Annotated in this window: 17 protein-coding genes; 10 read left to right on the top strand and 7 right to left on the bottom strand. The window is 64.6% G+C overall.

Features of this window, described 5'->3' with window-relative positions; all coding sequences use genetic code 11:
• The first annotated feature begins 8 nt into the window (after nt 1–8).
• The 3 genes from RX329_RS39705 to RX329_RS39715 all read left to right on the top strand — a co-directional run bounded on the left by RX329_RS39705 (nt 9) and on the right by RX329_RS39715 (nt 6,410).
• Complete coding sequence (locus RX329_RS39705; protein WP_018458161.1) at nt 9–1,070, top strand: MBL fold metallo-hydrolase; 1,062 nt, start codon at nt 9–11, stop codon at nt 1,068–1,070.
• A 201-nt stretch (nt 1,071–1,271) separates the two neighbouring features.
• Nucleotides 1,272–2,501: a 5-aminolevulinate synthase gene (gene hemA / locus RX329_RS39710; RefSeq protein WP_085349285.1), complete on the top strand. Its 1,230-nt coding sequence runs from the start codon at nt 1,272–1,274 to the stop codon at nt 2,499–2,501.
• A 399-nt stretch (nt 2,502–2,900) separates the two neighbouring features.
• Nucleotides 2,901–6,410, top strand: a complete 3,510-nt coding sequence (locus tag RX329_RS39715) for a hybrid sensor histidine kinase/response regulator (protein ID WP_026233515.1) — start codon at nt 2,901–2,903, stop codon at nt 6,408–6,410.
• Nucleotides 6,411–6,420: 10 nt separating this feature from the next.
• On the opposite strand, the gene RX329_RS39720 is transcribed toward RX329_RS39715, so the two are convergent.
• The 3 genes from RX329_RS39720 to RX329_RS39730 all read right to left on the bottom strand — a co-directional run bounded on the left by RX329_RS39720 (nt 6,421) and on the right by RX329_RS39730 (nt 8,531).
• Nucleotides 6,421–6,924, bottom strand: a complete 504-nt coding sequence (locus RX329_RS39720) for a cytochrome P460 family protein (protein WP_085348235.1) — start codon at nt 6,922–6,924, stop codon at nt 6,421–6,423.
• 119 nt (nt 6,925–7,043) lie between these two features.
• Nucleotides 7,044–8,075, bottom strand: coding sequence for an alpha/beta fold hydrolase (locus RX329_RS39725; protein WP_085357216.1), 1,032 nt, complete (start codon nt 8,073–8,075; stop codon nt 7,044–7,046).
• 36 nt (nt 8,076–8,111) lie between these two features.
• Nucleotides 8,112–8,531, bottom strand: coding sequence for an organic hydroperoxide resistance protein (locus tag RX329_RS39730; protein WP_085357217.1), 420 nt, complete (start codon nt 8,529–8,531; stop codon nt 8,112–8,114).
• Nucleotides 8,532–8,728: 197 nt separating this feature from the next.
• Between RX329_RS39730 and RX329_RS39735 the strand changes: the two genes are divergently transcribed.
• On the top strand, nt 8,729–11,569 hold the full coding sequence (locus RX329_RS39735) for an ATP-binding protein (protein ID WP_317245425.1): 2,841 nt from the start codon (nt 8,729–8,731) through the stop codon (nt 11,567–11,569).
• Nucleotides 11,570–12,514: 945 nt separating this feature from the next.
• Here RX329_RS39735 and RX329_RS39740 read toward each other — a convergent pair.
• On the bottom strand, nt 12,515–13,186 hold the full coding sequence (locus RX329_RS39740) for a response regulator transcription factor (protein ID WP_018459987.1): 672 nt from the start codon (nt 13,184–13,186) through the stop codon (nt 12,515–12,517).
• 343 nt (nt 13,187–13,529) lie between these two features.
• On the opposite strand from RX329_RS39740, the gene RX329_RS39745 reads away from it, so the two are divergent.
• Nucleotides 13,530–15,155, top strand: a complete 1,626-nt coding sequence (locus RX329_RS39745; RefSeq protein ID WP_018459988.1) for an MFS transporter — start codon at nt 13,530–13,532, stop codon at nt 15,153–15,155.
• 61 nt (nt 15,156–15,216) lie between these two features.
• Here RX329_RS39745 and RX329_RS39750 read toward each other — a convergent pair whose 3' ends face one another.
• Together RX329_RS39750 and RX329_RS39755 are read right to left on the bottom strand one after the other, a co-directional pair.
• Complete coding sequence (locus RX329_RS39750) at nt 15,217–15,690, bottom strand: secondary thiamine-phosphate synthase enzyme YjbQ (RefSeq protein WP_317246489.1); 474 nt, start codon at nt 15,688–15,690, stop codon at nt 15,217–15,219.
• A 133-nt stretch (nt 15,691–15,823) separates the two neighbouring features.
• Nucleotides 15,824–16,282 carry a hypothetical protein gene (locus tag RX329_RS39755; RefSeq protein ID WP_317245426.1) on the bottom strand — a complete coding sequence of 153 codons (459 nt, stop codon included), beginning with the start codon at nt 16,280–16,282 and terminating at the stop codon, nt 15,824–15,826.
• 390 nt (nt 16,283–16,672) lie between these two features.
• On the opposite strand from RX329_RS39755, the gene RX329_RS39760 reads away from it, so the two are divergent.
• The 5 genes from RX329_RS39760 to RX329_RS39780 all read left to right on the top strand — a co-directional run bounded on the left by RX329_RS39760 (nt 16,673) and on the right by RX329_RS39780 (nt 19,310).
• The gene (locus RX329_RS39760; protein WP_085384953.1) at nt 16,673–17,047 is read left to right on the top strand and encodes an AtpZ/AtpI family protein; all 375 of its coding nucleotides are present in this window, start codon (nt 16,673–16,675) and stop codon (nt 17,045–17,047) included.
• 114 nt (nt 17,048–17,161) lie between these two features.
• Entirely contained in the window at nt 17,162–17,911 is a 750-nt protein-coding gene (locus RX329_RS39765) for a F0F1 ATP synthase subunit A (protein ID WP_018459993.1), read from the top strand.
• Nucleotides 17,912–17,964: 53 nt separating this feature from the next.
• On the top strand, nt 17,965–18,195 hold the full coding sequence (locus tag RX329_RS39770; protein ID WP_007599451.1) for a F0F1 ATP synthase subunit C: 231 nt from the start codon (nt 17,965–17,967) through the stop codon (nt 18,193–18,195).
• A gap of 60 nt (nt 18,196–18,255) precedes the next feature.
• On the top strand, nt 18,256–18,819 hold the full coding sequence (locus RX329_RS39775; RefSeq protein WP_018459994.1) for a F0F1 ATP synthase subunit B': 564 nt from the start codon (nt 18,256–18,258) through the stop codon (nt 18,817–18,819).
• A 5-nt stretch (nt 18,820–18,824) separates the two neighbouring features.
• Nucleotides 18,825–19,310 carry a F0F1 ATP synthase subunit B gene (locus tag RX329_RS39780; RefSeq protein WP_018459995.1) on the top strand — a complete coding sequence of 162 codons (486 nt, stop codon included), beginning with the start codon at nt 18,825–18,827 and terminating at the stop codon, nt 19,308–19,310.
• A gap of 200 nt (nt 19,311–19,510) precedes the next feature.
• On the opposite strand, the gene RX329_RS39785 is transcribed toward RX329_RS39780, so the two are convergent.
• Nucleotides 19,511–20,167 carry a hypothetical protein gene (locus tag RX329_RS39785; protein ID WP_018459996.1) on the bottom strand — a complete coding sequence of 219 codons (657 nt, stop codon included), beginning with the start codon at nt 20,165–20,167 and terminating at the stop codon, nt 19,511–19,513.
• Between the last annotated feature and the right edge of the window lie 98 nt (nt 20,168–20,265).

Genomic DNA, 20,265 nt, shown 5'->3' on the forward strand with positions numbered 1-20,265 from the left:
CCGGTAGGATGAACGCAAAGACCGACACCGTGCAGTCCTCCGCCGACGCCCTGCGCTATCCCTGGGAACAGCATCCCGGCCCCGAACAGGTCGTCGAGGTGAAGCCAGGAGTGTTGTGGGCGCGGCTGAAGCTGCCGTTCCGCCTCAACCATGTGAACATCTACCTGCTCGCCGATGGTGACGGCTATGCCATGATCGATGCCGGCTTCGGCAATGAGGAGACGATCGAAGCCTGGACGAAGCTGTTCGACGGGCCGCTGAAGGGCGTCAACATCACGCGCCTGATCGTGACCCATTCCCATCCCGATCATGTCGGTCTGGCCGGGTGGATCGTCGAGCGGTTCAACTGCCCGCTCGTGATGTCGCAGGTCGAATATCTGCAATCGGTCTATCACCAGAACCGCGGCACCGAGGAGCGGCAGGAAGCGCAGCGGCTGTTCTTCCGCCGCCATGGCATGGACGAGTCGCTCACCGAAAAACTGCTCGGCCGCGGCCAGGACTATCTCAAGCGCGTCTCGGTGCTGCCGCCGTCCTACCGCCGCATCTCGCATGGCGATGACGTCGTGATCGGCACGCGCCGCTTCAAGGTGATCACCGGCGGCGGTCACGCGCTCGACCAGGTGATGCTGTACTGCGCCGACGACAAGCTGTTCCTCTCGGCCGACCAGGTGCTGAGCAAGATCTCGCCGAACGTCAGCGTGTGGGCGGTCGAACCCGACCAGAACTCGCTCGGCGAATATCTGGCCTCGCTCGCCCGCCTCACCACGACTCTCCCCTATGACGTGCTGGTGCTGCCTGGCCACGGCGTGCCGTTCTACGGGCTCAAGACCCGCATCAAGCAGCTCGCCGATCACCATGAGGAGCGCTGCCGCCTGATCGCGGAAGCCTGCCGCGAGGTGCCGCAGACCTCGCGCGCCCTGGTGCCCGTGGTGTTTAACAAGCACGTTCTGGACGAACATCAGATGGGTTTCGCTGCCGGCGAACTGGTCGCCCACGTCAATTACATGATCGTCGAGGGCCGGCTGACGGCCGAGACGCAGGACGGCGTGTTGCAGTTCAGGACGACCTGAGCGCTGACTTCAATTCAGCGGATGGTGCAGAGCAACATTGCATCTCGCGCGAACTTGATCCGGATCAAGTTTCAAATCGCACGATAGGGCATTTTGCCCAAATGCCCCGCAGGTCCAAATGTGGGATAGCGCATAGACATTGGAGCTGGAAAAGCTCTAAGGATATGCGGGTCTTTGGTCGGTTCCGCTGCAGGTTTGACGATGGATTACGCCCAGTTTTTCAATTCCGCCCTTGATCGTCTCCACACCGAGCGGCGCTACCGCGTGTTCGCCGATCTCGAGCGCATTGCCGGCCGGTTCCCGCATGCGCTCTGGCACTCGCCCAAGGGCAAGCGCGACGTCGTGATCTGGTGCTCCAACGATTATCTCGGCATGGGCCAGCACCCGAAGGTGGTGGGCGCGATGGTCGAGACCGCGACCCGCGTCGGCACCGGCGCCGGCGGCACCCGCAACATCGCCGGCACGCATCATCCGCTGGTGCAGCTCGAGGCCGAGCTCGCCGATCTCCACGGCAAGGAAGCCTCGCTGCTCTTCACGTCCGGCTACGTCTCGAACCAGACCGGCATCGCGACCATCGCAAAGCTCATTCCGAACTGCCTGATCCTGTCCGACGAGCTCAACCACAATTCGATGATCGAGGGCATCCGCCAGTCCGGCTGCGAGCGGGTCGTGTTCCGCCACAACGACCTCGCCGATCTCGAAGCGCTGTTGAAGGCTGCGGGCCCGAGCCGGCCCAAGCTGATCGCCTGCGAGAGTCTTTATTCGATGGACGGCGACATCGCCCCGCTCGCCAAGATCTGCGACCTCGCCGAGAAGTACGGCGCGATGACCTATGTCGACGAGGTCCACGCCGTCGGCATGTACGGCCCGCGCGGCGGCGGCATCGCCGAGCGCGACGGCGTGATGCATCGCATCGACATTCTCGAAGGCACGCTTGCCAAGGCGTTCGGCTGCCTCGGCGGCTACATCGCCGCCAACGGTCAGATCATCGACGCCGTGCGCTCCTATGCGCCCGGCTTCATCTTCACCACCGCGCTGCCGCCGGCGATCTGCTCGGCCGCGACCGCCGCGATCAAGCATCTGAAGACGTCAAGCTGGGAGCGCGAGCGTCACCAGGACCGCGCCGCCCGCGTCAAGGCGATCCTCAACGCCGCCGGCCTGCCGGTGATGTCGAGCGACACCCACATCGTCCCGCTGTTCATCGGCGATGCCGAGAAATGCAAGCAGGCTTCCGACCTCTTGCTCGAACGGCACGGCATCTACATCCAGCCGATCAACTATCCGACGGTCGCCAAGGGCTCCGAACGCCTGCGCATCACGCCCTCGCCCTATCACGACGACGGCCTGATCGATCAACTCGCCGAAGCCCTGCTGCAGGTGTGGGACCGCCTGGGTCTGCCGCTCCGCGAGAAGTCGCTGGCGGCGGAATAGGCTTCTTCGCCTTCTCTTTCGATCTAAGTTTCACCGTCCCGGAGCTTCCCCCTCCCCACCCTCCCCCACAGGGGGAAAGGGAGCGAGAGAGTTGCGCCTCCCTTACGTCGGGGGAGCCCCACAGCGTAGCGGTCGGTCTCGAATTTCCTGCAACGCGGACGGTCTCTCCGTTCCCTCCCTCCTTGTGGGGGCGGGTCAGGGAGGGGGGGTACCACGCGGGGACTCTCTCGGTAAGCCAGAAGCAGCGCAGCTTTAAGACTGCGCACCGCTTAACGACAACTCCGGTTCCCGCCGTGGCACGGCATTTCGCTGTCGCCTCCACCCGTCCAACGCGCTAGATTTACAGGGAAAATGAGATTGGGCGCGGCCAGCGCGCGCCCCGGGAGAAGCACGCTCGCCATGCTGCACGATTGGGGCGTGATCGCCGCCGCCTTCGGCTATATCGGCTTTCTGTTCCTGGTGGCGAGCCATGGCGACCGCCGCTCGCCGGCCGGGCGCGGCCGCGCCTCGGGGCTGATCTATCCGCTGTCGCTGGCGATCTACTGCACCTCCTGGACCTTCTTCGGCTCGGTCGGCTTCGCCACCCGCACCTCCACCGACTTCCTCGCGATCTATGTCGGCCCGATCCTGATGATCGGGTTAGGGGCCGGCGTCCTCCGCCGCGTGATCCAGCTCGCGAAGGCCCACAACATCACCTCGATCGCCGACTTCATCGGCGCGCGCTACGGCAAGAGCCAGGCAGTGGCGGCAACCGTCGCGCTGATCGCTATCATCGGCTCGGTGCCCTACATCGCGCTCCAGCTCAAGGCGGTCGCCTCCTCGCTCGAAACCATCCTGAGCGAAGACCAGGCCTTCTCCCACATCCCGATCATCGGCGACGTGGCGCTGATCGTGACGCTGGCGATGGCGGCCTTCGCGGTGCTGTTCGGCACGCGGCAGACGGACGCCACCGAGCACCAGCACGGCCTGATGCTGGCGGTCGCAACCGAATCCATCATCAAGCTCGTCGCCTTCCTCGCTGCGGGCACCTTCGTCACGTTCTGGATGTTCTCGCCGCACGAACTGATCGAGCGCGCGATGAAGACACCGGAGGCGGTGCGCGTCATCAACTATTCGCCGTCGATCGGCAACTTCCTGACCATGACGCTGCTGTCGCTGTGCGCAATCATGCTGCTGCCGCGCCAGTTCCACGTCAGCGTGGTGGAGAATTCCTCGGACGCCGAGGTCGGTCGCGCGCGCTGGCTGTTTCCGCTCTATCTCGTCGCCATCAATCTGTTCGTGATCCCGATCGCGCTCGCCGGCCTCGTCAGCTTCCCGTTCGGCGCCGCCGATCCTGACATGTACGTGCTGGCGCTGCCGATGGAGGGCGGCGCGGATCTGCTCAGCGTCGCCGTCTTCGTCGGCGGGCTGTCGGCGGCGACCGCGATGGTGATCGTCGAATGCGTCGCGCTCTCCATCATGGTTTCGAACGACCTCGTGGTGCCCCTGGTGCTGCAACGACGGCCGGAGGGGCGCACCGGCGGTGCCGATTTCAGCGACTTCCTGTTGCGTTCGCGCCGGCTCGCGATCTTCGCCATCATGGTGATGGCCTATTTCTACTACCGCGCGCTCGGCAACACCCAGCTCGCGGCGATCGGCCTGCTGTCTTTTGCCGCCATCGCCCAGCTTGCACCAAGCTTCTTCGGTGGACTGCTGTGGCGGCGCGCGACCGCGCGCGGCGCGATCGGCGGCATGCTGGTCGGCTTCGCAGTGTGGCTCTACACGCTCTTCATCCCGAGCTTCATGGATACCTCGACGGCGGGCATCCTGCTGCTCCAGCACGGCCCGTTCGGGATCGAGGCGCTGCGGCCGCAGGCGTTGTTCGGCGCCGATTTGCCGCCGCTGATGCACGGCGTGGTCTGGTCGCTGTCGCTCAACATCCTCACCTACGTGCTGCTGTCGCTGGCGCGCCGGCCGTCTTCGATCGAGCTGGTCCAGGCCGATCTGTTCGTCCCCAACACGCTCGCGCCAATTTCCCCGAATTTCCGCCGCTGGCGCACCACGGTCACGGTGCAGGACATCCAGACCACGGTAGCGCAATATCTCGGGCCTGACCGCGCGCGGCATTCGTTCGAGGCCTTATCCGCGCGGCGCAATGTGCGGCTGGAGTCCGGGGCGCCCGCCGATTTCGAGCTGCTGCAGCACGCCGAGCACCTGATCGCCTCCTCGATCGGCGCAGCCTCCTCGCGTCTCGTAATGTCGCTGCTGCTGCGCAAACGGACGGTCTCCGCCAAGGCTGCGCTAAAACTGCTCGACGATTCCCATGCGGCGCTGCATTTCAACCGCGAGATCCTCCAGACCGCGCTTAACCATGTGCGCCAGGGCATCGCGGTGTTCGATGCCGATCTGCAACTGATCTGCTCCAACCGGCAGTTCGGCGATCTCCTCAACGTTCCTCCGCATTTCATCCAGTTCGGCACGCCATTGCGTGAAATCCTGGAATTCATGGGCGTGAGCGAGCCGGCCGATCCGATCGAGCGCGAGGCCATGCTGGAGCGCCGGCTGGTGGCTTACACCACCGACGGCGAGCCTTATCTCGAGCGCCTGCCCGACCGCCACATGGTGATCGAGATCTTGACCAACCGCATGCCCGGCGGCGGCTTCGTCATTACCTTCACCGACGTCACGCCCACGTTCGAGGCGGCCGAAGCGCTGGAGAGGGCCAATGCGACGCTGGAAAAGCGGGTGCGCGACCGCACCGAGGAGCTGACCCGGCTGAATTCCGAGCTGGCGCTGGCCAAGAGCGCGGCCGAAGACGCCAGCATCTCCAAGACCCGCTTTCTCGCCGCCGCAAGCCACGACATTCTCCAGCCGCTGAACGCGGCGCGGCTCTATGTCACGAGCCTGGTCGAGCGTCAGCACAGCGGCGAGGAGACACGGCTGGTCGAGAACATCGACGAATCGCTCCAGGCGATCGAGGAAATTCTCGGCGCGCTGCTCGACATCTCCAGGCTCGACGCCGGCGCGATGACGACCTCGATCTCGAGCTTCAAGATGGCCGATCTGATGCGCTCGCTGGAGATCGAGTTCGCGCCGATCGCACGCGCGAAGAATCTGGCGCTCGTGTTCGTGCCGTGTTCGCTGCCCGTCGAGTCGGATCGTCTCTTGCTGCGGCGGCTGCTCCAGAACCTGATCTCCAACGCGATCAAATATACTCCACGCGGGCGCGTGCTGGTCGGCTGCCGCCGCCGCGGCGCCACGCTGAAGATCTGCGTCTACGACACCGGCGTCGGTATCCCGACGGTCAAGCGCGGCGAGATCTTCAAGGAATTCCACCGCCTGGAGCAGGGCGCGCGAATTGCCCGCGGCCTCGGCCTGGGCCTGTCGATCGTCGAGCGGCTGGCGCGCGTGCTCAAGCACGACATCGCCATCGATTCCAATGTCGGCGGCGGCTCGGTGTTTTCCGTGACGGTGCCGACGGCGAAGGCGATCACTCACACCGCGGCCGTGACCAGTGCGACGCCGCTCGCACGGACCTCGATCTCGGGTACCCTGATCGTCTGCATCGAGAACGACGCCGCGATCCTCGACGGCATGCGCACGCTGCTGAAGGCGTGGGACGCCGAGGTGATCGCGGTCGCCGATCCCGAGGCCGCGATCGCCGCAATCGAGACTGCGGGCCGCCGCGTGACCGGCCTGCTGGTCGATTACCATCTCGACCGCGGCAACGGCATCGCCGCGATCCGCGACATCCGCCGCCGCTTCGGTGACGGCATCCCCGCGATCCTGATCACCGCCGACCGCAGCCCCGCCGTGCAAATGGCTGCGCGCGACGAAAAGGTTGCGGTGCTCAACAAGCCGGTCAAGCCGGCTTCGCTGCGCGCCCTGCTCGGCCAGTGGCGCACGCAGCAGATGGTGGCTGCGGAGTGAAACTCCGCACTCAGGGCGCAAGCCTCGTAAACACGTAGTCGCGACTCTTCACACGAGCTTCGTGGCACGCGAAGCAGGTGCGATGCTGGGCCTCGTCGACCGGCTTGCCGTTGATGAAGCGACCAAATCCCCAGCCGCCGGTCGAGGCATATTTTTTGGAATCCTTGACCATCACCTGGACGGTGGTGGCTTCACCGGGAATCGTCGCGGACGCAAATTCGGGCGACTGTTTCCGCTTCCAGGCCCGCTTGACCAGAATTGTGCCGTCCGGGAACGGAAGCTTGTTGTCTTGATAAGCATCGATCGCGGTCCTGTTGCCGACGACGGCACGCAGCTCGTCCAGGGGAGCCGCCTCCTCGGCCGGCGCGATCAGCTCCCACTGCTTGTAGCCCTCCGGCACAGTGACGCCGAAGATGGGCGAGGCATCCGCCGGGCCCTGCGCGAAAGCGATCGTGACCAGATAGGGCACGCAGGTCAGGACAACGACGAGGAGGAGCACGGCAAGCACGATCATCGTCGTAGAAGACGGAACTTTTGACTTTTCGGATTTCATTTTCGCTGACGCTTCATTGAACTGCGTTCGCATGTCAGGCCTCGGTCCGGCCTTGCCGGACCGAGGCGCTGCCAAAATCCTCAGGCGCCGCCGTCGGCGTCGATGACGGCCTTGGCAAAGGCTTGCGGTGCTTCCTGCGGCAGATTGTGGCCGATGCCCCCAGTGATCAGGCGATAGTCGTACCGGCCCGAGAATTTCTTGGCATAGGCGCTTGGATCGGGATGTGGCGCGCCGTTGGCATCGCCTTCCATCGTGATCGCCGGGACGCTGATGACGGGAGCTGCGGCAAGCTTCTTTTCGAGCTCCTCGTACTTCGCCTCGCCCTGGGCGAGTCCGAGCCGCCAGCGGTAATTGTGGATGGTGATCGCGACGTGATCCTTGTTGTCCAGCGCCGCCGCGCTGCGCTCGAAAGTGGCGTCGTCGAACTTCCACTGCGGCGAAGCGAGCTTCCAGATCAGTTTTGCAAAATCATGCGTGTACTTCTCGTATCCGGCGCGGCCGCGCTCGGTCGCGAAATAAAACTGGTACCACCATTGCAGCTCGGCCGACGGCGGCAGCGGCGCGTTGCCCGCGGCCTGGCTGGAGATCAGATAGCCGCTGACCGAGACCAGCGCGCGGCAGCGCTCCGGCCAGAGCGCGGCGATGATGTCGGCGGTGCGCGCGCCCCAGTCGAATCCGGCGACCACCGCCTTCTTGATGTCGAGCTTGTCCATCAGTGCGATGATGTCGACGGCCATTGCCGCGGGCTCGCCGTTGCGCGGCGTTTCGGCGGAGAGGAAGTGGGTCGTGCCGTAGCCGCGCAGATAAGGGATGATGACGCGATAGCCGGCCTTTGCCAGGATCGGGGCGACGTCGACGAAGGCGTGAATGTCGTAGGGCCAGCCGTGCAGCAGGATCGCGACGGGACCATTCGCAGGGCCCGCCTCAGCGTAGCCGACGTTGAGGACGCCGGCATCGATCTGCTTGATCGCGCCGAACGACGCATTCGTCGCGGTCGAGCGCAGCGCTTCCGATTCGGCGCGGGCGAGGCCGATCACGCCGAGGCCAGCGGCGACAGTTCCGGCGGCGATGCCGAAAAACTGGCGCCGGTGCTGATCGATGATCTGTTTCATGATGCTGCTACCTTTCTGATAGTTGGAGGTGGTGCGTCAGATCAGTGCGACCGTGACGTCGATGTTGCCGCGGACGGCCTTGGAATAGGGACAGGTCTGATGCGCCTCATCGACGAGGCCGCGCGCGATCTCGCGATCGAGGCCGGGCAGGCTGACATCGAGGCGTGCCCTGAGCGAATAGGCGCCCTCGTCGAGCACGAGGTCGATCTCCGCATCGATCGCACATTTCCTGGGGAGCTCGATCTTCCGCTTGCGGGCCGCGATTTCCATCGCGCCTTCGAAGCAGGCCGACCAGCCGGCCGCGAACAATTGCTCGGGATTGGTACCGATGCCGTTGCTGCCCGGCGGCGACAGCTTGACATCCAGACGGCCGTCGGAACTGCGCGATATCCCGTCCTGCCGCCCGCCACTGGTGCGGGTCCGGGCCGTGTAGAGCAATTTTGCCGCTTGGGTCATGAATGTCTCCTTGCCGTCGCGCAACTCACTAGCAGCGGCTGCCGCGACACACCCGTTGGGACTTGTGAGAAGTTGTGAGGTCTCGGTTCGCGCGCCTCACAGGACCTGCATCCGCGGTCCGATCGCGGCGTGGGACGGCCTTGCCGGATTGCGATCATCTGGCTATCCGGTCCGTTCCAAAGGATCAGGACTTCGCCATGACCGAGCCGGCCGGCACCGCAACGGGAACCCTCTCGTTTGGGCCATTCACTGTGACGCCGCATGAAAGACTCGTCATGCGCGACGGCGTCGCGCTGCCGCTCGGTGCAAAGGCCTTCGACACGCTGCTCGCACTGATGTCGCGGCCGAACCAGGTCGTCAGCAAGTATGATCTGATGGCGCTGGTGTGGCCCGGCATGACGGTCGAGGACGCCAATCTGCGCTTTCACGTCGCGGCGCTTCGCAAGGCCCTTGGCGACGGCAAGGACGGTGCCCGCTACATCACCACGCTCTCCGGCCGCGGCTATTGCTTCGTGGCGCCGATCTCGCAGGTAAATATCCCGGCAGATCGGCGCACCGTAGCGCGAACGGAATTGCCGCCCGTCAAACTGCCGAACCGGCTGCAACGGATGGTCGGGCGCGACGAAGCGGTCGCCGCCGTCTCCGACAGGCTCATCCGTTCGCGCTTCGTCACGATCGTCGGCCCGGGCGGTGTCGGCAAGACCGCCGTTGCCGTTGCCATCGCTCACGATCTGCTCGCGACATTCTCCGACGCCGCACATTTCGTCGATCTTGCCGCGCTGAGCGATCCCGATCTCGTGATCACCTCGATCCTGCTGATGCTGGGCTTGCCGGCGCAAACCGACGATCCCCTGCCTGCGCTGCTCGCGCATCTCCGGGACAAGCGGACGCTGCTGATCCTCGACAATTGCGAACACGTCATCGCAGCCGCGGCCCCGCTGGCCGCCGAGATCTTCCACGCCGCACCGAATATCTACATTCTGGCGACGAGCCGCGAAGCCCTGCGGGTCGAGGGCGAGCAGGTGTATCGGCTGGCGCCGCTTGCCGTTCCGCCCGACCATCCCGGTCTGACGGCGGCCGCGGCGCAGACTTATCCCGCACTTCAACTCTTCCTCGAACGTGCCACGGCCGGTGGCGCGCAGATCGCGCTCGACGATGCCAATGCAGCGATCGTCGCCGGGATCTGCCGCAAGCTGGACGGCATGGCGCTGGCAATCGAACTCGCCGCCGGCCGGGTCGAAGCCTACGGCCTGGAGCAGACCGCGGCACTGCTCGACGAGCGCCTCAATCTGCTCTGGCAGGGCCAGCGCACGGCGCCGCCGCGACAGAAGACGTTGCAGGCGACGCTGGCATGGAGCTACGGGCTCTTGTCCGATATCGAACGTCTCGTGCTGCGCAGGCTCGCGGTTTTCGCCGGTCACTTCACTATCGACGCCGCACTCGAGATCGTGCCGGACGAACGCGTCGACCGCTCCCGCCTGTTCGATGCCATCGACGGCCTGGTGGCCAAGTCGATGGTCGCGGCGCGGCCGATTGGCGCCATGATGCGTTACCGTCTGCTCGACACGACGCGCGCCTATCTGCTCGAGATCGAACCTGATGACGCGGCGCTCGCCGCCCGCCACGCGACCTATTACCGGCAATGGCTGGAGCAGGCCGGCACGACATGGGCCACGGTGCCGAGCGCCGACGAGCGCGCGATCCACTTCTCCGCGCTTCACAACGTGCGCGCGGCGCTGGACTGGTGTTTTGGCACGGACGGCGATGCCAGCATCGGCATTGCACTGGCCGCAGCTGCAGCGCCAATTTTTCTCGCGATGTCGTTGCTGGTCGAGTGCCGGCGCTGGTCTGAACGGGCGCTGCTTGCGCTCGATCCTTCCTCGCGCGGCGGCGCCGAGGAAATGCACATCCAGGCCGCGCTCGGACTGACCTTGATGTTCACGCGCGGCGGCAGCGAAGCGGCGCGTGCCGCGTTGAGCCGAAGCCTTGCGATCGCCGAGGCGCGCGGCGACGCGCCGAACCAGCTCCAGCTGCTCGGGCGCATGCATATCTTCCACGAGCGGATGGGACAGTTCGACGCCGCGCTCGGCTATGCGCAGCAAAGCCTCACGGTCGCCGGGACACTCGGCGATGCCGCCTCCCTCGCCCTCGCCCATTCGCTCCTCGGTGTCTCCTTGCATCTTGCCGGCGAGCATCGCGACGCGTTGACGATGCTGGAGACCGCCTGGCATAAGCCGGGCACGGAACGGATCAGCACCGTCTATGGCTTCGATCACCGCAACCGGGCCGGCATCTCGCTCGCGCGCGAGTTTTGGTTGCAGGGCCGCCCCGCGGATGCGATGCAACTGGCCCGGCAGACGGTCGTCGAGGCCGCCCAGATGGACCATCCGATCACGCTCTGCATTGCGTTGATCTGGGCGGTCTCGATCGATCTCTGGAGCGGAGACCTCGATGCCGCGGAAGAGAACATCGACCGCTTCATCGCCCATGCCGAATCGCGCTCCATGGGGCCCTATCTTGCGGTCGGCCGCGGCGTCAAAGGCGAGCTGGCGATCCAGCGCGGCAATGCCGCCGAAGGCGTCGAGACGATCGGGACGTGTCTGCGTGAGCTCCACGATGCCGGTTACGAGTTGCTCACCACGACGTTCAACATCGCGCTTGTTCAGGGCTTGATGACGCGTGGGCAGATCGAGCGGAGCGCGCGCCTGCTCGACGACGCGATCCGCCTCGTCGAGCAAAGCGGCGATCATCTGTACATGCCCGAGCTGCTGCGCATGAAGGGCAGGGTTCTCTTGGCCAGAGCCCAGCCCGAGGCCGATCAAGCGGAAGCCCATTTCGTGCAATCACTGGCATTGAGTCGTCGCAAAGGTGCCAAGGCCTGGGAGCTGCGGGCCGCGATCGATCTCGCCGGTCTCCTTGTCGAACGCGGCCGGCGCGAGGAAGCGAAGCGGTGGCTTCAATTGGCGTATGAAGGCTTCGCCCAGGGCTCGGAAACAGCGGATATCAAGGCTGCCGAGAAGTTGTTGCAAACATTGTGACGCGGACTCTGGTGCGGAGTGAGGCGCGCACTCTCTCAAAGCGTCATTGCGAGCGCAGCGAAGCAATCCAGAATCTCTCCGCGGTAGGACGCTGGAACGCTTCGCTACGCTCGCAATGACGGAGCAAAGGGCAGCATCGCCATCCTCCAATTCAGGTTCAACTTGCAGACATGCCTTCGCGTCCTCGCGGCGCGTTTCGCCCGAGCTTTGCCTGGTCATTCCACCCTCAAAGCCAAGAGGGCGCAGGGAAGGCCGGGTGCCGGCTGGCACCCGCGGTCCGCTGCGCGAAAATGTAGCGCAAGGAAACCGCACAGCAGCATACAGGTGTAGCCAATCACTCGGCCTTCCCTGCGCGATGGTTGGACGGCTTATGCCGTGCTCTCCCGGGAGCCGAGTTCCTTTTGGCCTCCCTCGTCCCAACGAAAGTCACCGGCACCGCGCCGGTTGACGCGGATGCCGCATTCGCCAGGGCTTGACCGTAGCAACGACGGCCAGGACCACACGGTTTTGCCGTACGCACGGCTCGCCATTTCGCCGCAGTTTTTCCAGCCCTGTCGACGGAGCCGGAAACTTACAGACGAGACGAAGCCTAGCAGCGCCGCTCGTCGGAACGCAGCCTTGGGCTCACGGAGAGCAATCCGCCCTGCCCTTGGCCTCTCGCACCCGAACGCTGCCGCGTCCACCGCAAGCCCGGCTCGCGAACATGACGACCACAAGATCGCCCCTCAAGGATGAGCCGGGATGCGCGACACATACGCCATTTCCGAATTTCGGTAAAGTGGAATATTTTTGCGGCGGCGGATTGACGGGGGCGACACAGAGGAGGTCCGGTAGCCCGGATGAGCGAAGCTATATCCGGGGTTTTCGCTAGCTAGCCGCACTAGCGGTCCCGGATGTCGCTTCGCTCATCCGGGCTACAGGCTGCGAGAGGCGCTCGCTACAGGCTCACCCCGTCGGGGTACCCTGCTTCCATTGGCCGCCGGCGATTTTCGCGGCGGCGATCACGGCTTGGGTCCGACTTTCGACGCCGAGCTTTTGCAGGATCGCCGAGACATGCGCCTTGATGGTGGCCTCGGAGACGCCGAGCTCATAGGCGATCTGCTTGTTGAGCAATCCCTCCGACAGCATCATCAGAACCCGGACCTGCTGCGGCGTCAGCGTCACCAGCCGGTCGCGCAGGCGCGTCATGTCGGGGTCGGCGACTGCCGACAGATCAGTGTCGGCGGGAACCCAGACGTCGCCCTCCATTACCTTGAGGATCGCGTCGCGCAAGGTGTCGACGCCGAAGCGCTTCGGGATGAACCCGGAGGCGCCGAAGTCGAGCGAGCGGCGGATGGTGGCGCTGTCGTCGGACGCCGAGACGATCACCACCGGAATAGCCGGATATTGCGCGCGCAGATAGATCAGGCCGGAAAAGCCGGAGATCCCGGGCATCGACAGGTCGAGCAGGATCAGGTCGACGTCGGAGGTCTGTTCCAAAAGCTTGGTCAGATCCTCGAACGATCCAGCCTCGTCGATCCTGGCCGAGCTCAGGACGCCCGTCACCGCCTGCCGCAACGCGTCGCGGAACAATGGGTGGTCATCGGCAATGATGAGATGGGTCGAGGGAGCGTTCATCGTTCTCTTGCTGGCAATCGCACCGGGCCAGTAAGCCGGCGCGGGGCCCTGGTCAATTCTTTCCCGACCAGCCGTGGCATGCAAGTGGACATTATCCCTTTGCGGCAACGGGGTTAATCCACAGGCCGGCACTATGTTGCCGGATGGAAGGCTCGCAGTGTCAGGCGAGCGTCAGTGTGAAAGGCCGAAAGTCGTATTGGGGCGGGTTTCACGCCAATGTTACCTTGGGGGCAAGGCTTGGGTTGATCCGGCATGACCGGACATCCAGGGCGCGAGGAAACGATTTTTCGGGGAGCGACTCAACATGTCGACAATGGCTGTGTCTCAAGCAGGCGCGGGAGGGATGACGAAGGACGAACGGTTCGTCATTCTCGCCTCCTCGCTCGGTACCGTCTTCGAGTGGTACGACTTCTATCTCTACGGTTCGCTGGCCGGCATCATCGGCGCGCAGTTCTTCTCGGCCTATCCGCCGGCAACCCGCGACATCTTCGCGCTGCTGGCCTTCGCGGCCGGCTTCCTGGTGCGCCCGTTCGGCGCGATCGTGTTCGGCCGTGTCGGCGACATCGTCGGCCGCAAATACACCTTCCTCGTCACCATCCTGATCATGGGTCTGTCGACTTTCATCGTCGGCCTGCTGCCCAACGCTGCCACCATCGGCATCGCGGCCCCGATCATCCTGATCGCGCTGCGTCTCGCCCAGGGCCTCGCGCTCGGCGGTGAATATGGCGGTGCGGCCACCTACGTCGCGGAGCATGCTCCGAACGGCAAGCGCGGTTACTACACCTCCTTCATCCAGACCACGGCGACGCTCGGCCTGTTCCTGTCGCTGCTGGTGATCCTGTTCACGCGCTCCGCGCTCGGCGAACCCGACTTCGCGGCATGGGGCTGGCGCATTCCGTTCCTGGTCTCCGTGCTGCTGCTCGGCGTTTCGGTCTGGATCCGGCTTCGCCTCAACGAATCCCCGATCTTCCAGAAGATGAAGGACGAGGGGAAGAGCTCGAAGGCCCCGCTGACGGAAGCCTTCGGCAACTGGCAGAACGGCAAGCTCGTGCTGCTGGCGCTGTTTGGCGGCGTGATGGGCCAAGGCGTGGTCTGGTACACTGGCCAATTCTACGCGCTGTTCTTCCTGCAATCGATCCTCAAGGTCGACGGCTACACCGCCAACCTGCTGATCGCCTGGTCGCTCCTGCTCGGGACCGGCTTCTTCATCGTGTTCGGCGTGCTCTCCGACAAGATCGGCCGCAAGCCGATCATCCTCGGCGGCTGCCTGATCGCGGCGCTGACCTTCTTCCCGATCTTCAAGATGATCACCACCAATGCCAACCCGGCGCTGGAAAAGGCGATCGAGTCGGTCAAGGTCGACGTGGTGGCAGATCCCGCAGGTTGCGGCGACTTGTTCAATCCGGTCGGCACCCGCGTCTTCACCTCGCCTTGCGACACGGCACGTGCCTACCTGTCGCAGTCGTCGGTCAAGTACTCGACCACGCCAGGTGCGGCAGGCTCCGGCGTGAAGGTGATGGTCAACGGCAAGGAAGTTCCCTACGCCAACGCCAAGGACGGCAATCCGGCAGTGCTCGCCGCCGTGCAGGGAGCCGGCTATCCGAAGGCCGGAGATGCGGGCATCGTGAAGATGGCGCATCCGTTCGACATCTTCCGTCCGCAGGTGGCCGCGGTCGTCGGATTGCTGTTCGTCCTGGTGCTCTTCGTCACCATGGTGTACGGCCCGATCGCCGCGATGCTGGTCGAACTGTTCCCGACCCGCATCCGCTACACCTCGATGTCGCTGCCCTACCATATCGGTAACGGCTGGTTCGGCGGCCTGCTGCCGGCAACCGCCTTCGCCATCGTGGCCTCGACGGGCGATATCTATGCGGGCCTCTGGTATCCGGTCATCTTCGCGTCGATTACCGTCGTGATCGGCTTGTTCTTCCTGCCGGAGACCAAGGACGTCGATATCAAGTCGACCTGATCGACGCAGATCGAGATCAACACCAACCGGCCGCGGTCTCCGCGGCCGGTTTTGTTTTGGCCTACTGATTGCTACCGAGGAATTGCAGCACCACCTCGCGCCGGTGCGGGCGGGCGCGATGCTCGATCAGATAGATCGCCTGCCAGGTGCCAAGCGCGAGCTTGCCGCTCAGGACCGGCACATGAAGCGAAGTCTGGGTCAGCATTGTCTTGAGGTGCGCCGGCATGTCGTCCGGTCCCTCGGCATCATGCGTCCAGCCGGCGTTCTCGGGCGCGAGCCGGGACAGAGCCGTGGTGAGATCCACGAGCACGGAAGGGTCGGCGTTCTCCTGGATCGTCAGCGATGCGGAGGTGTGACGAACGAACAGCGTCAACGCGCCGTCTCGCGCGCCTGCCTCCGCCACGAACTTCGCAGCTTCAGCGGTGAGATCGGTGAAGCCGCGGCCGGGCGTCTGCACGGTCAGCAGCGACGATGCGATGGTGGTGGCTTGCACCGACGATGGCGCCGAGCGCGTGATGGATTTGGCTGATGTCATCATCACTCTCTCAATTCGGAAAGCTGCCGTAGGTGGGCAAAGCGAAGCGTGCCCACCGACTCACGCAACGAAAACAAAAATGGTGGGCACGGCGCGTCGCGGCCTTGCCCACCCTACCGCATCTCGCCACGCGCTAAATCTTCCCCGACACGTCCTTCTGCACGCGGTTGGCCATGTCGATCAGCCGGCGCCAAGCCCTTTCCAGGAATGACATCACGCGATCGACGTCCTGGTCGCTCGGCAGCGGGATCTCGATCCTGCGCTCGCCCTCGGCGGCCTTTGGTGCTTGCGCAAGCCGTCCCTTCAGCGTCTCGACTTCGGCCTGGAGCCTGCCGATCTCGGCGTCGAGCGCGGTACGTTCATCGGGCACCGCGTAGCAGGCCCAGCCGGCGCCGCTGCGGGTGCAGGTCGACACCGTGCCGGTGCGGCTGTCGAGCCGCAGCACCCCCTCGGGGATGGGCGTCATGCTGTAGCGGCCGTTTTCGCTGTCGGGCGCGGATTGCGCGGCGAGGCAGCCGCCGCTGATGGTCAACACCGCGGCGAACGCCGCCGCCACCAGCCATGATGCTGTGGATGAATTCGCTGCTCTCATCGCGTTCTCCGCCACGACGCGCCGGTAGCACGTCCAAAGATGGCGCTCATAAAGGTGGCACGTCTCGCAATTCTACACCCCGGCGAGGCGATCCGCCGCCCAAAACGCGCCTTTGACATGAACGATCACGGCGCCCCCTTTGATCCCGGCAGCCGGGCGAAATGGCGACGGCATCCGCCGATCCAGCGGAGACCTGCTGCGGTGCGGCGTCACGCTGTGTGCAGCGCTGCCGCCCGCGCCGATATTGCAAGATAAATCAAATACATAACAGGAATGGACACAATCGTGACTTGGCTTGACTTGATTATGGGCCATCAGTATGGTCCGCGCGGCTTTTGAGGGTGGCGGGCGTAATTTCCATTCAGCCGCGGCGTTTCGGGTCTTCGTTGCATGACACAGGGCACGGGACACGGCGAGAATGGAGATCGCGATAGATCGCCCGAGGAAGCTGCGCTTTCCGAACGGCTCGGAAATCTTGATCAGCGGTTGTCCGAATTCCGCGGCCGCCACGTCAAGTCCGAGCAACCCGCAGGTGACGGTGAGGACAGAGCGGCCAGAGCCTCGGCGATGGCGCTTGGTTTTCGGTTATCCTCCGAGTTGGTCGCCGGGGTCGTTGTCGGAGCGGGGATTGGCTGGGGTTTCGACCGCTTGCTGTCGACGTCGCCTTTCGGATTCATCGTGTTCCTGCTGCTGGGCTTCGTCGCCGGCGTGGTGAATGTGGTGAGAACGGCAGGCGCGGGTCAAAACAGGCGCGGTGGTTCTTAGGCGGTCCACACCAGGAGAGGAATGATCGTGCCGGCTCGTGCCGGTACGGGCCGGGCCCGACCGGCAGACCGAGACCCGCCGGCATCGCCCGGCAGACCAAGAGATGCCGCGCTGATGAAAATCGATCCGATCCACCAGTTCAACATCGAGCCTCTCTTCACCCTGGGCCATATCGGCAACCACACGATCGCCTTCACCAACTCGTCGCTCTACATGCTGGTGGCGGTCGCGATCATCTCGATCCTGATGCTCGCCAGCGGCACGCAGCTGGTTCCCGGCCGGCTGCAGTCGGTCGCCGAGATCTCCTACGAGTTCGTCGCCTCGACCATCCGCTCGACGGCCGGCGCGGAAGGCATGAAGTTCTTCCCGCTGATCTTCTCGCTGTTCATGTTCATCTGCGTTTCGAACCTGGTCGGCATTATCCCCTACACCTTCACGATCTCGAGCCATCTGATCGTCACCGCGGCGCTCGCGCTGCTGGTCTTCTTCACGGTCCTGATCTACGGCATTGCCAAGAACGGCCTGAAATTCTTCTCGATCTTCGTGCCCCACGGGGTCCCCGGCTACATCCTGCCGCTGGTGATGTTCATCGAGATCCTGTCGTTCTTCCTGCGGCCGGTTTCCCACAGCGTCCGTCTGTTCGCCAACATGCTGGCCGGCCACATCGCGCTGAAGGTGTTCGCGGGCTTCGTCGCCATGCTCGGCTTCTCGCTCGGCGCCCTTGGCTGGGTCGGCGGCGTGCTGCCGCTGGCGCTCACGGTCGCGCTGTACGCTCTCGAGATTCTGGTCGCGTTCCTGCAAGCCTATGTGTTTGCGATCCTGACCTGCATCTACCTCAACGACGCCATTCATCCGGGACACTGAGCGGTCCGGGGAATTTCCACCCAAAACCCAATCTTTCTTCCAAGGAGTCTAAAATGGATCCGGCAGCAGCAAAACTTATCGGCGCGGGCATCGCATGCATCGGCATGGGCGGCGCGGGCGTCGGCGTCGGCGTGATCTTCGGCAACTACCTCGCCGCGGCCGTTCGCAACCCCTCGGCCGCTCAGGGCCAGTTCGGCAATCTGATCTTCGGCTTCGCCGTGACCGAAGCGCTCGGCATTTTCTCGCTGCTGATCGCGCTGCTGCTGCTGTTCGTTCCGCTCTGAGAACGATTTTTCGCGCCGCTTCAACCGAGGCGACGCGCATGACTGCAACAGGAGTACTCCATGGCTGAAAGTCATGGCGGGGCGAAAAGTCCGGCGGCGGGCGCCCACACCGGGTCCGAAGGCGGTCACGGTGGCGGTTTTCCGCCGTTCGAGAGCGGCACTTATGCTTCACAGCTGGTGTCGCTCGCGATCTTCTTCGTCGCGCTTTACGTGATCGTGTCCAAGCTCGCTCTGCCGCGCGTCGGCGGTGCGATCGAGGCGCGTCAGAACAAGATCGAGGGCGACCTCGCCGAAGCGCAGAAGCTGAAGGACCAGTCCGAAGCGGCGCTGAAGGCCTATGAAAACGAGCTTGCTTCGGCACGCTCGCGCGCGCAGGCCATCGGCAACGAATCCCGCGACAAGGCGAATGCGCAGGCGGACGCCGAGCGCAAGGCCTTGGAAGAGCAACTGGCGGCCAAGCTCGCCGAGGCAGAGAAGACCATCGCCTCGACCCGTGCGACCGCCATGAGCAACGTCCGCGGCATCGCGGCCGATGCGGCAGGCACCATCGTGCAGCAGCTCACGGGCGTGGTTCCGGACGCGGCATTGGTCAATGCCGCCGTTGATGCGTCCTTGAAGGGTTAATCGATATGTTCTTCGATCCTGAAACCTGGGTCGCCATCGCCTTCGTGATCCTGATGGTCGTGTTCGGCTATCTCGGGGTCTTCAAGAAGGCCATGACTGCGCTCGACCATCGCGCCGATCGCATCAAGGCCGAGCTCGATGACGCGACGCGCCTCAAGCAGGAAGCCGCCAAGGTGCTCGCCGACTACAAGGCGCGCACCGCCTCGGCCGAACGCGAGGCCGCCGACATCATCGCCAACGCGAAGAGCGAAGCCGAGCGCATCGCAACCGAGGCCAAGGCCAAGGTGGAAGATTTCGTCGCTCGCCGCACCAAGACCGCGGAGGGCAAGATCGCGCTCGCCGAGGCTCAGGCGGTGGCCGATGTTCGCGCCGCAGCGGCCGAAGCCGCCGTCCAGGCCGCCTCCACGATCCTGTCGAAGTCGGTCAGGGGCCAGGTCGCCGACGATCTGCTCGCCAAGGGCATCACCGAAGTCAGGCAGAAGCTGAACTGAGGGATATCGCCTTCACCTATCAAAAAGCCGGCGCGATCAGCGCCGGCTTTTTTGTTTGTCGGGCACTGCATCGGCAAATCTGATGTCATCGCCCGCGAAGGCGGGCGATCCAGTATTCCAGAGACAGCCCTAATAGATCGAGAAGCCGCGGCGTACTGGATGCCCCGCCTTCGCGGGGCATGACGACTATCTTGACGTGGTTACTTCTTCTTCGCCCGCGCCTTCGGCTCGGGTGATAGCGCCTGCGGATCGAAGCCGACATAGAAGATGTAGCTATCGGCGTCCTTGGCCGAAGGCATCGGGTAGACCAGATCCTCGGCCACGAAGGTGAACGGCACGCTGCCGCCCTCCGACATTCCGACCGTGGTCCGGTAGGCCTTGGAAGCGATCACCTTCTCGCCGACGCCGCCCTGCACCACGGCGACGCGCAGCGGCACCTCGACGCTCGCAGGCGCGCCGGCGGGTCCGGCAATGACGCGGCCCTGGATGCCGATCCGGGCCGTGATATCGCCGCCATTGCGGGCGCATTCGCGCGCCATCTTGGTGATGGTGGCCTGGAAGCGGATCTCGTTGCCGACGGCCGGCTTCCCAGTGGCACCGACCGCGTAGGTGGAGGCTCCGGCACGCACCGTGACCTGCGGGCAATCAAGATCGTCATCAGCCGCCGGCTGGCCCGGCGCAGGCGCCGGCTTGGGTTGGGCCGGCTCGTCCGACTTGCCGCCGAACAGGCCCTTGAATCGATCGGTCAGCGACTGCGCCGCGACCGGCGAGATGGAGACGAGCGCAACTGACAACGCCAGCGCGACCGCCGCCCCCCGCCGCAACGCATTCCGCGATGACCGAAGCTCCTGCACCATCAACACCCATACTCCTGACGACATCCCGGCCGATCACCGGCCGGGTTGCGCCGTTATATCGTCAAAACCGGCGAACCCAAGGCAGCAAACAAGGAGAC

The sequence above is a fragment of the Bradyrhizobium sp. BWC-3-1 genome, from assembly GCF_032917965.1.
In the GTDB taxonomy this organism is placed as follows: Bacteria; Pseudomonadota; Alphaproteobacteria; order Rhizobiales; family Xanthobacteraceae; genus Bradyrhizobium; species Bradyrhizobium canariense_D.

Coding starts and splice junctions, on each gene's coding strand:
- RX329_RS39705 (WP_018458161.1), top strand. CDS start 9: ATGAACGCAAAGACCGACACCGTGCAGTCCTCCGCCGACGCCCTGCGC.
- hemA (WP_085349285.1), top strand. CDS start 1,272: ATGGATTACGCCCAGTTTTTCAATTCCGCCCTTGATCGTCTCCACACC.
- RX329_RS39715 (WP_026233515.1), top strand. CDS start 2,901: ATGCTGCACGATTGGGGCGTGATCGCCGCCGCCTTCGGCTATATCGGC.
- RX329_RS39720 (WP_085348235.1), bottom strand. CDS start 6,924: ATGATCGTGCTTGCCGTGCTCCTCCTCGTCGTTGTCCTGACCTGCGTG.
- RX329_RS39725 (WP_085357216.1), bottom strand. CDS start 8,075: ATGAAACAGATCATCGATCAGCACCGGCGCCAGTTTTTCGGCATCGCC.
- RX329_RS39730 (WP_085357217.1), bottom strand. CDS start 8,531: ATGACCCAAGCGGCAAAATTGCTCTACACGGCCCGGACCCGCACCAGT.
- RX329_RS39735 (WP_317245425.1), top strand. CDS start 8,729: ATGACCGAGCCGGCCGGCACCGCAACGGGAACCCTCTCGTTTGGGCCA.
- RX329_RS39740 (WP_018459987.1), bottom strand. CDS start 13,186: ATGAACGCTCCCTCGACCCATCTCATCATTGCCGATGACCACCCATTG.
- RX329_RS39745 (WP_018459988.1), top strand. CDS start 13,530: ATGACGAAGGACGAACGGTTCGTCATTCTCGCCTCCTCGCTCGGTACC.
- RX329_RS39750 (WP_317246489.1), bottom strand. CDS start 15,690: ATGACATCAGCCAAATCCATCACGCGCTCGGCGCCATCGTCGGTGCAA.
- RX329_RS39755 (WP_317245426.1), bottom strand. CDS start 16,282: ATGAGAGCAGCGAATTCATCCACAGCATCATGGCTGGTGGCGGCGGCG.
- RX329_RS39760 (WP_085384953.1), top strand. CDS start 16,673: ATGACACAGGGCACGGGACACGGCGAGAATGGAGATCGCGATAGATCG.
- RX329_RS39765 (WP_018459993.1), top strand. CDS start 17,162: ATGAAAATCGATCCGATCCACCAGTTCAACATCGAGCCTCTCTTCACC.
- RX329_RS39770 (WP_007599451.1), top strand. CDS start 17,965: ATGGATCCGGCAGCAGCAAAACTTATCGGCGCGGGCATCGCATGCATC.
- RX329_RS39775 (WP_018459994.1), top strand. CDS start 18,256: ATGGCTGAAAGTCATGGCGGGGCGAAAAGTCCGGCGGCGGGCGCCCAC.
- RX329_RS39780 (WP_018459995.1), top strand. CDS start 18,825: ATGTTCTTCGATCCTGAAACCTGGGTCGCCATCGCCTTCGTGATCCTG.
- RX329_RS39785 (WP_018459996.1), bottom strand. CDS start 20,167: ATGGTGCAGGAGCTTCGGTCATCGCGGAATGCGTTGCGGCGGGGGGCG.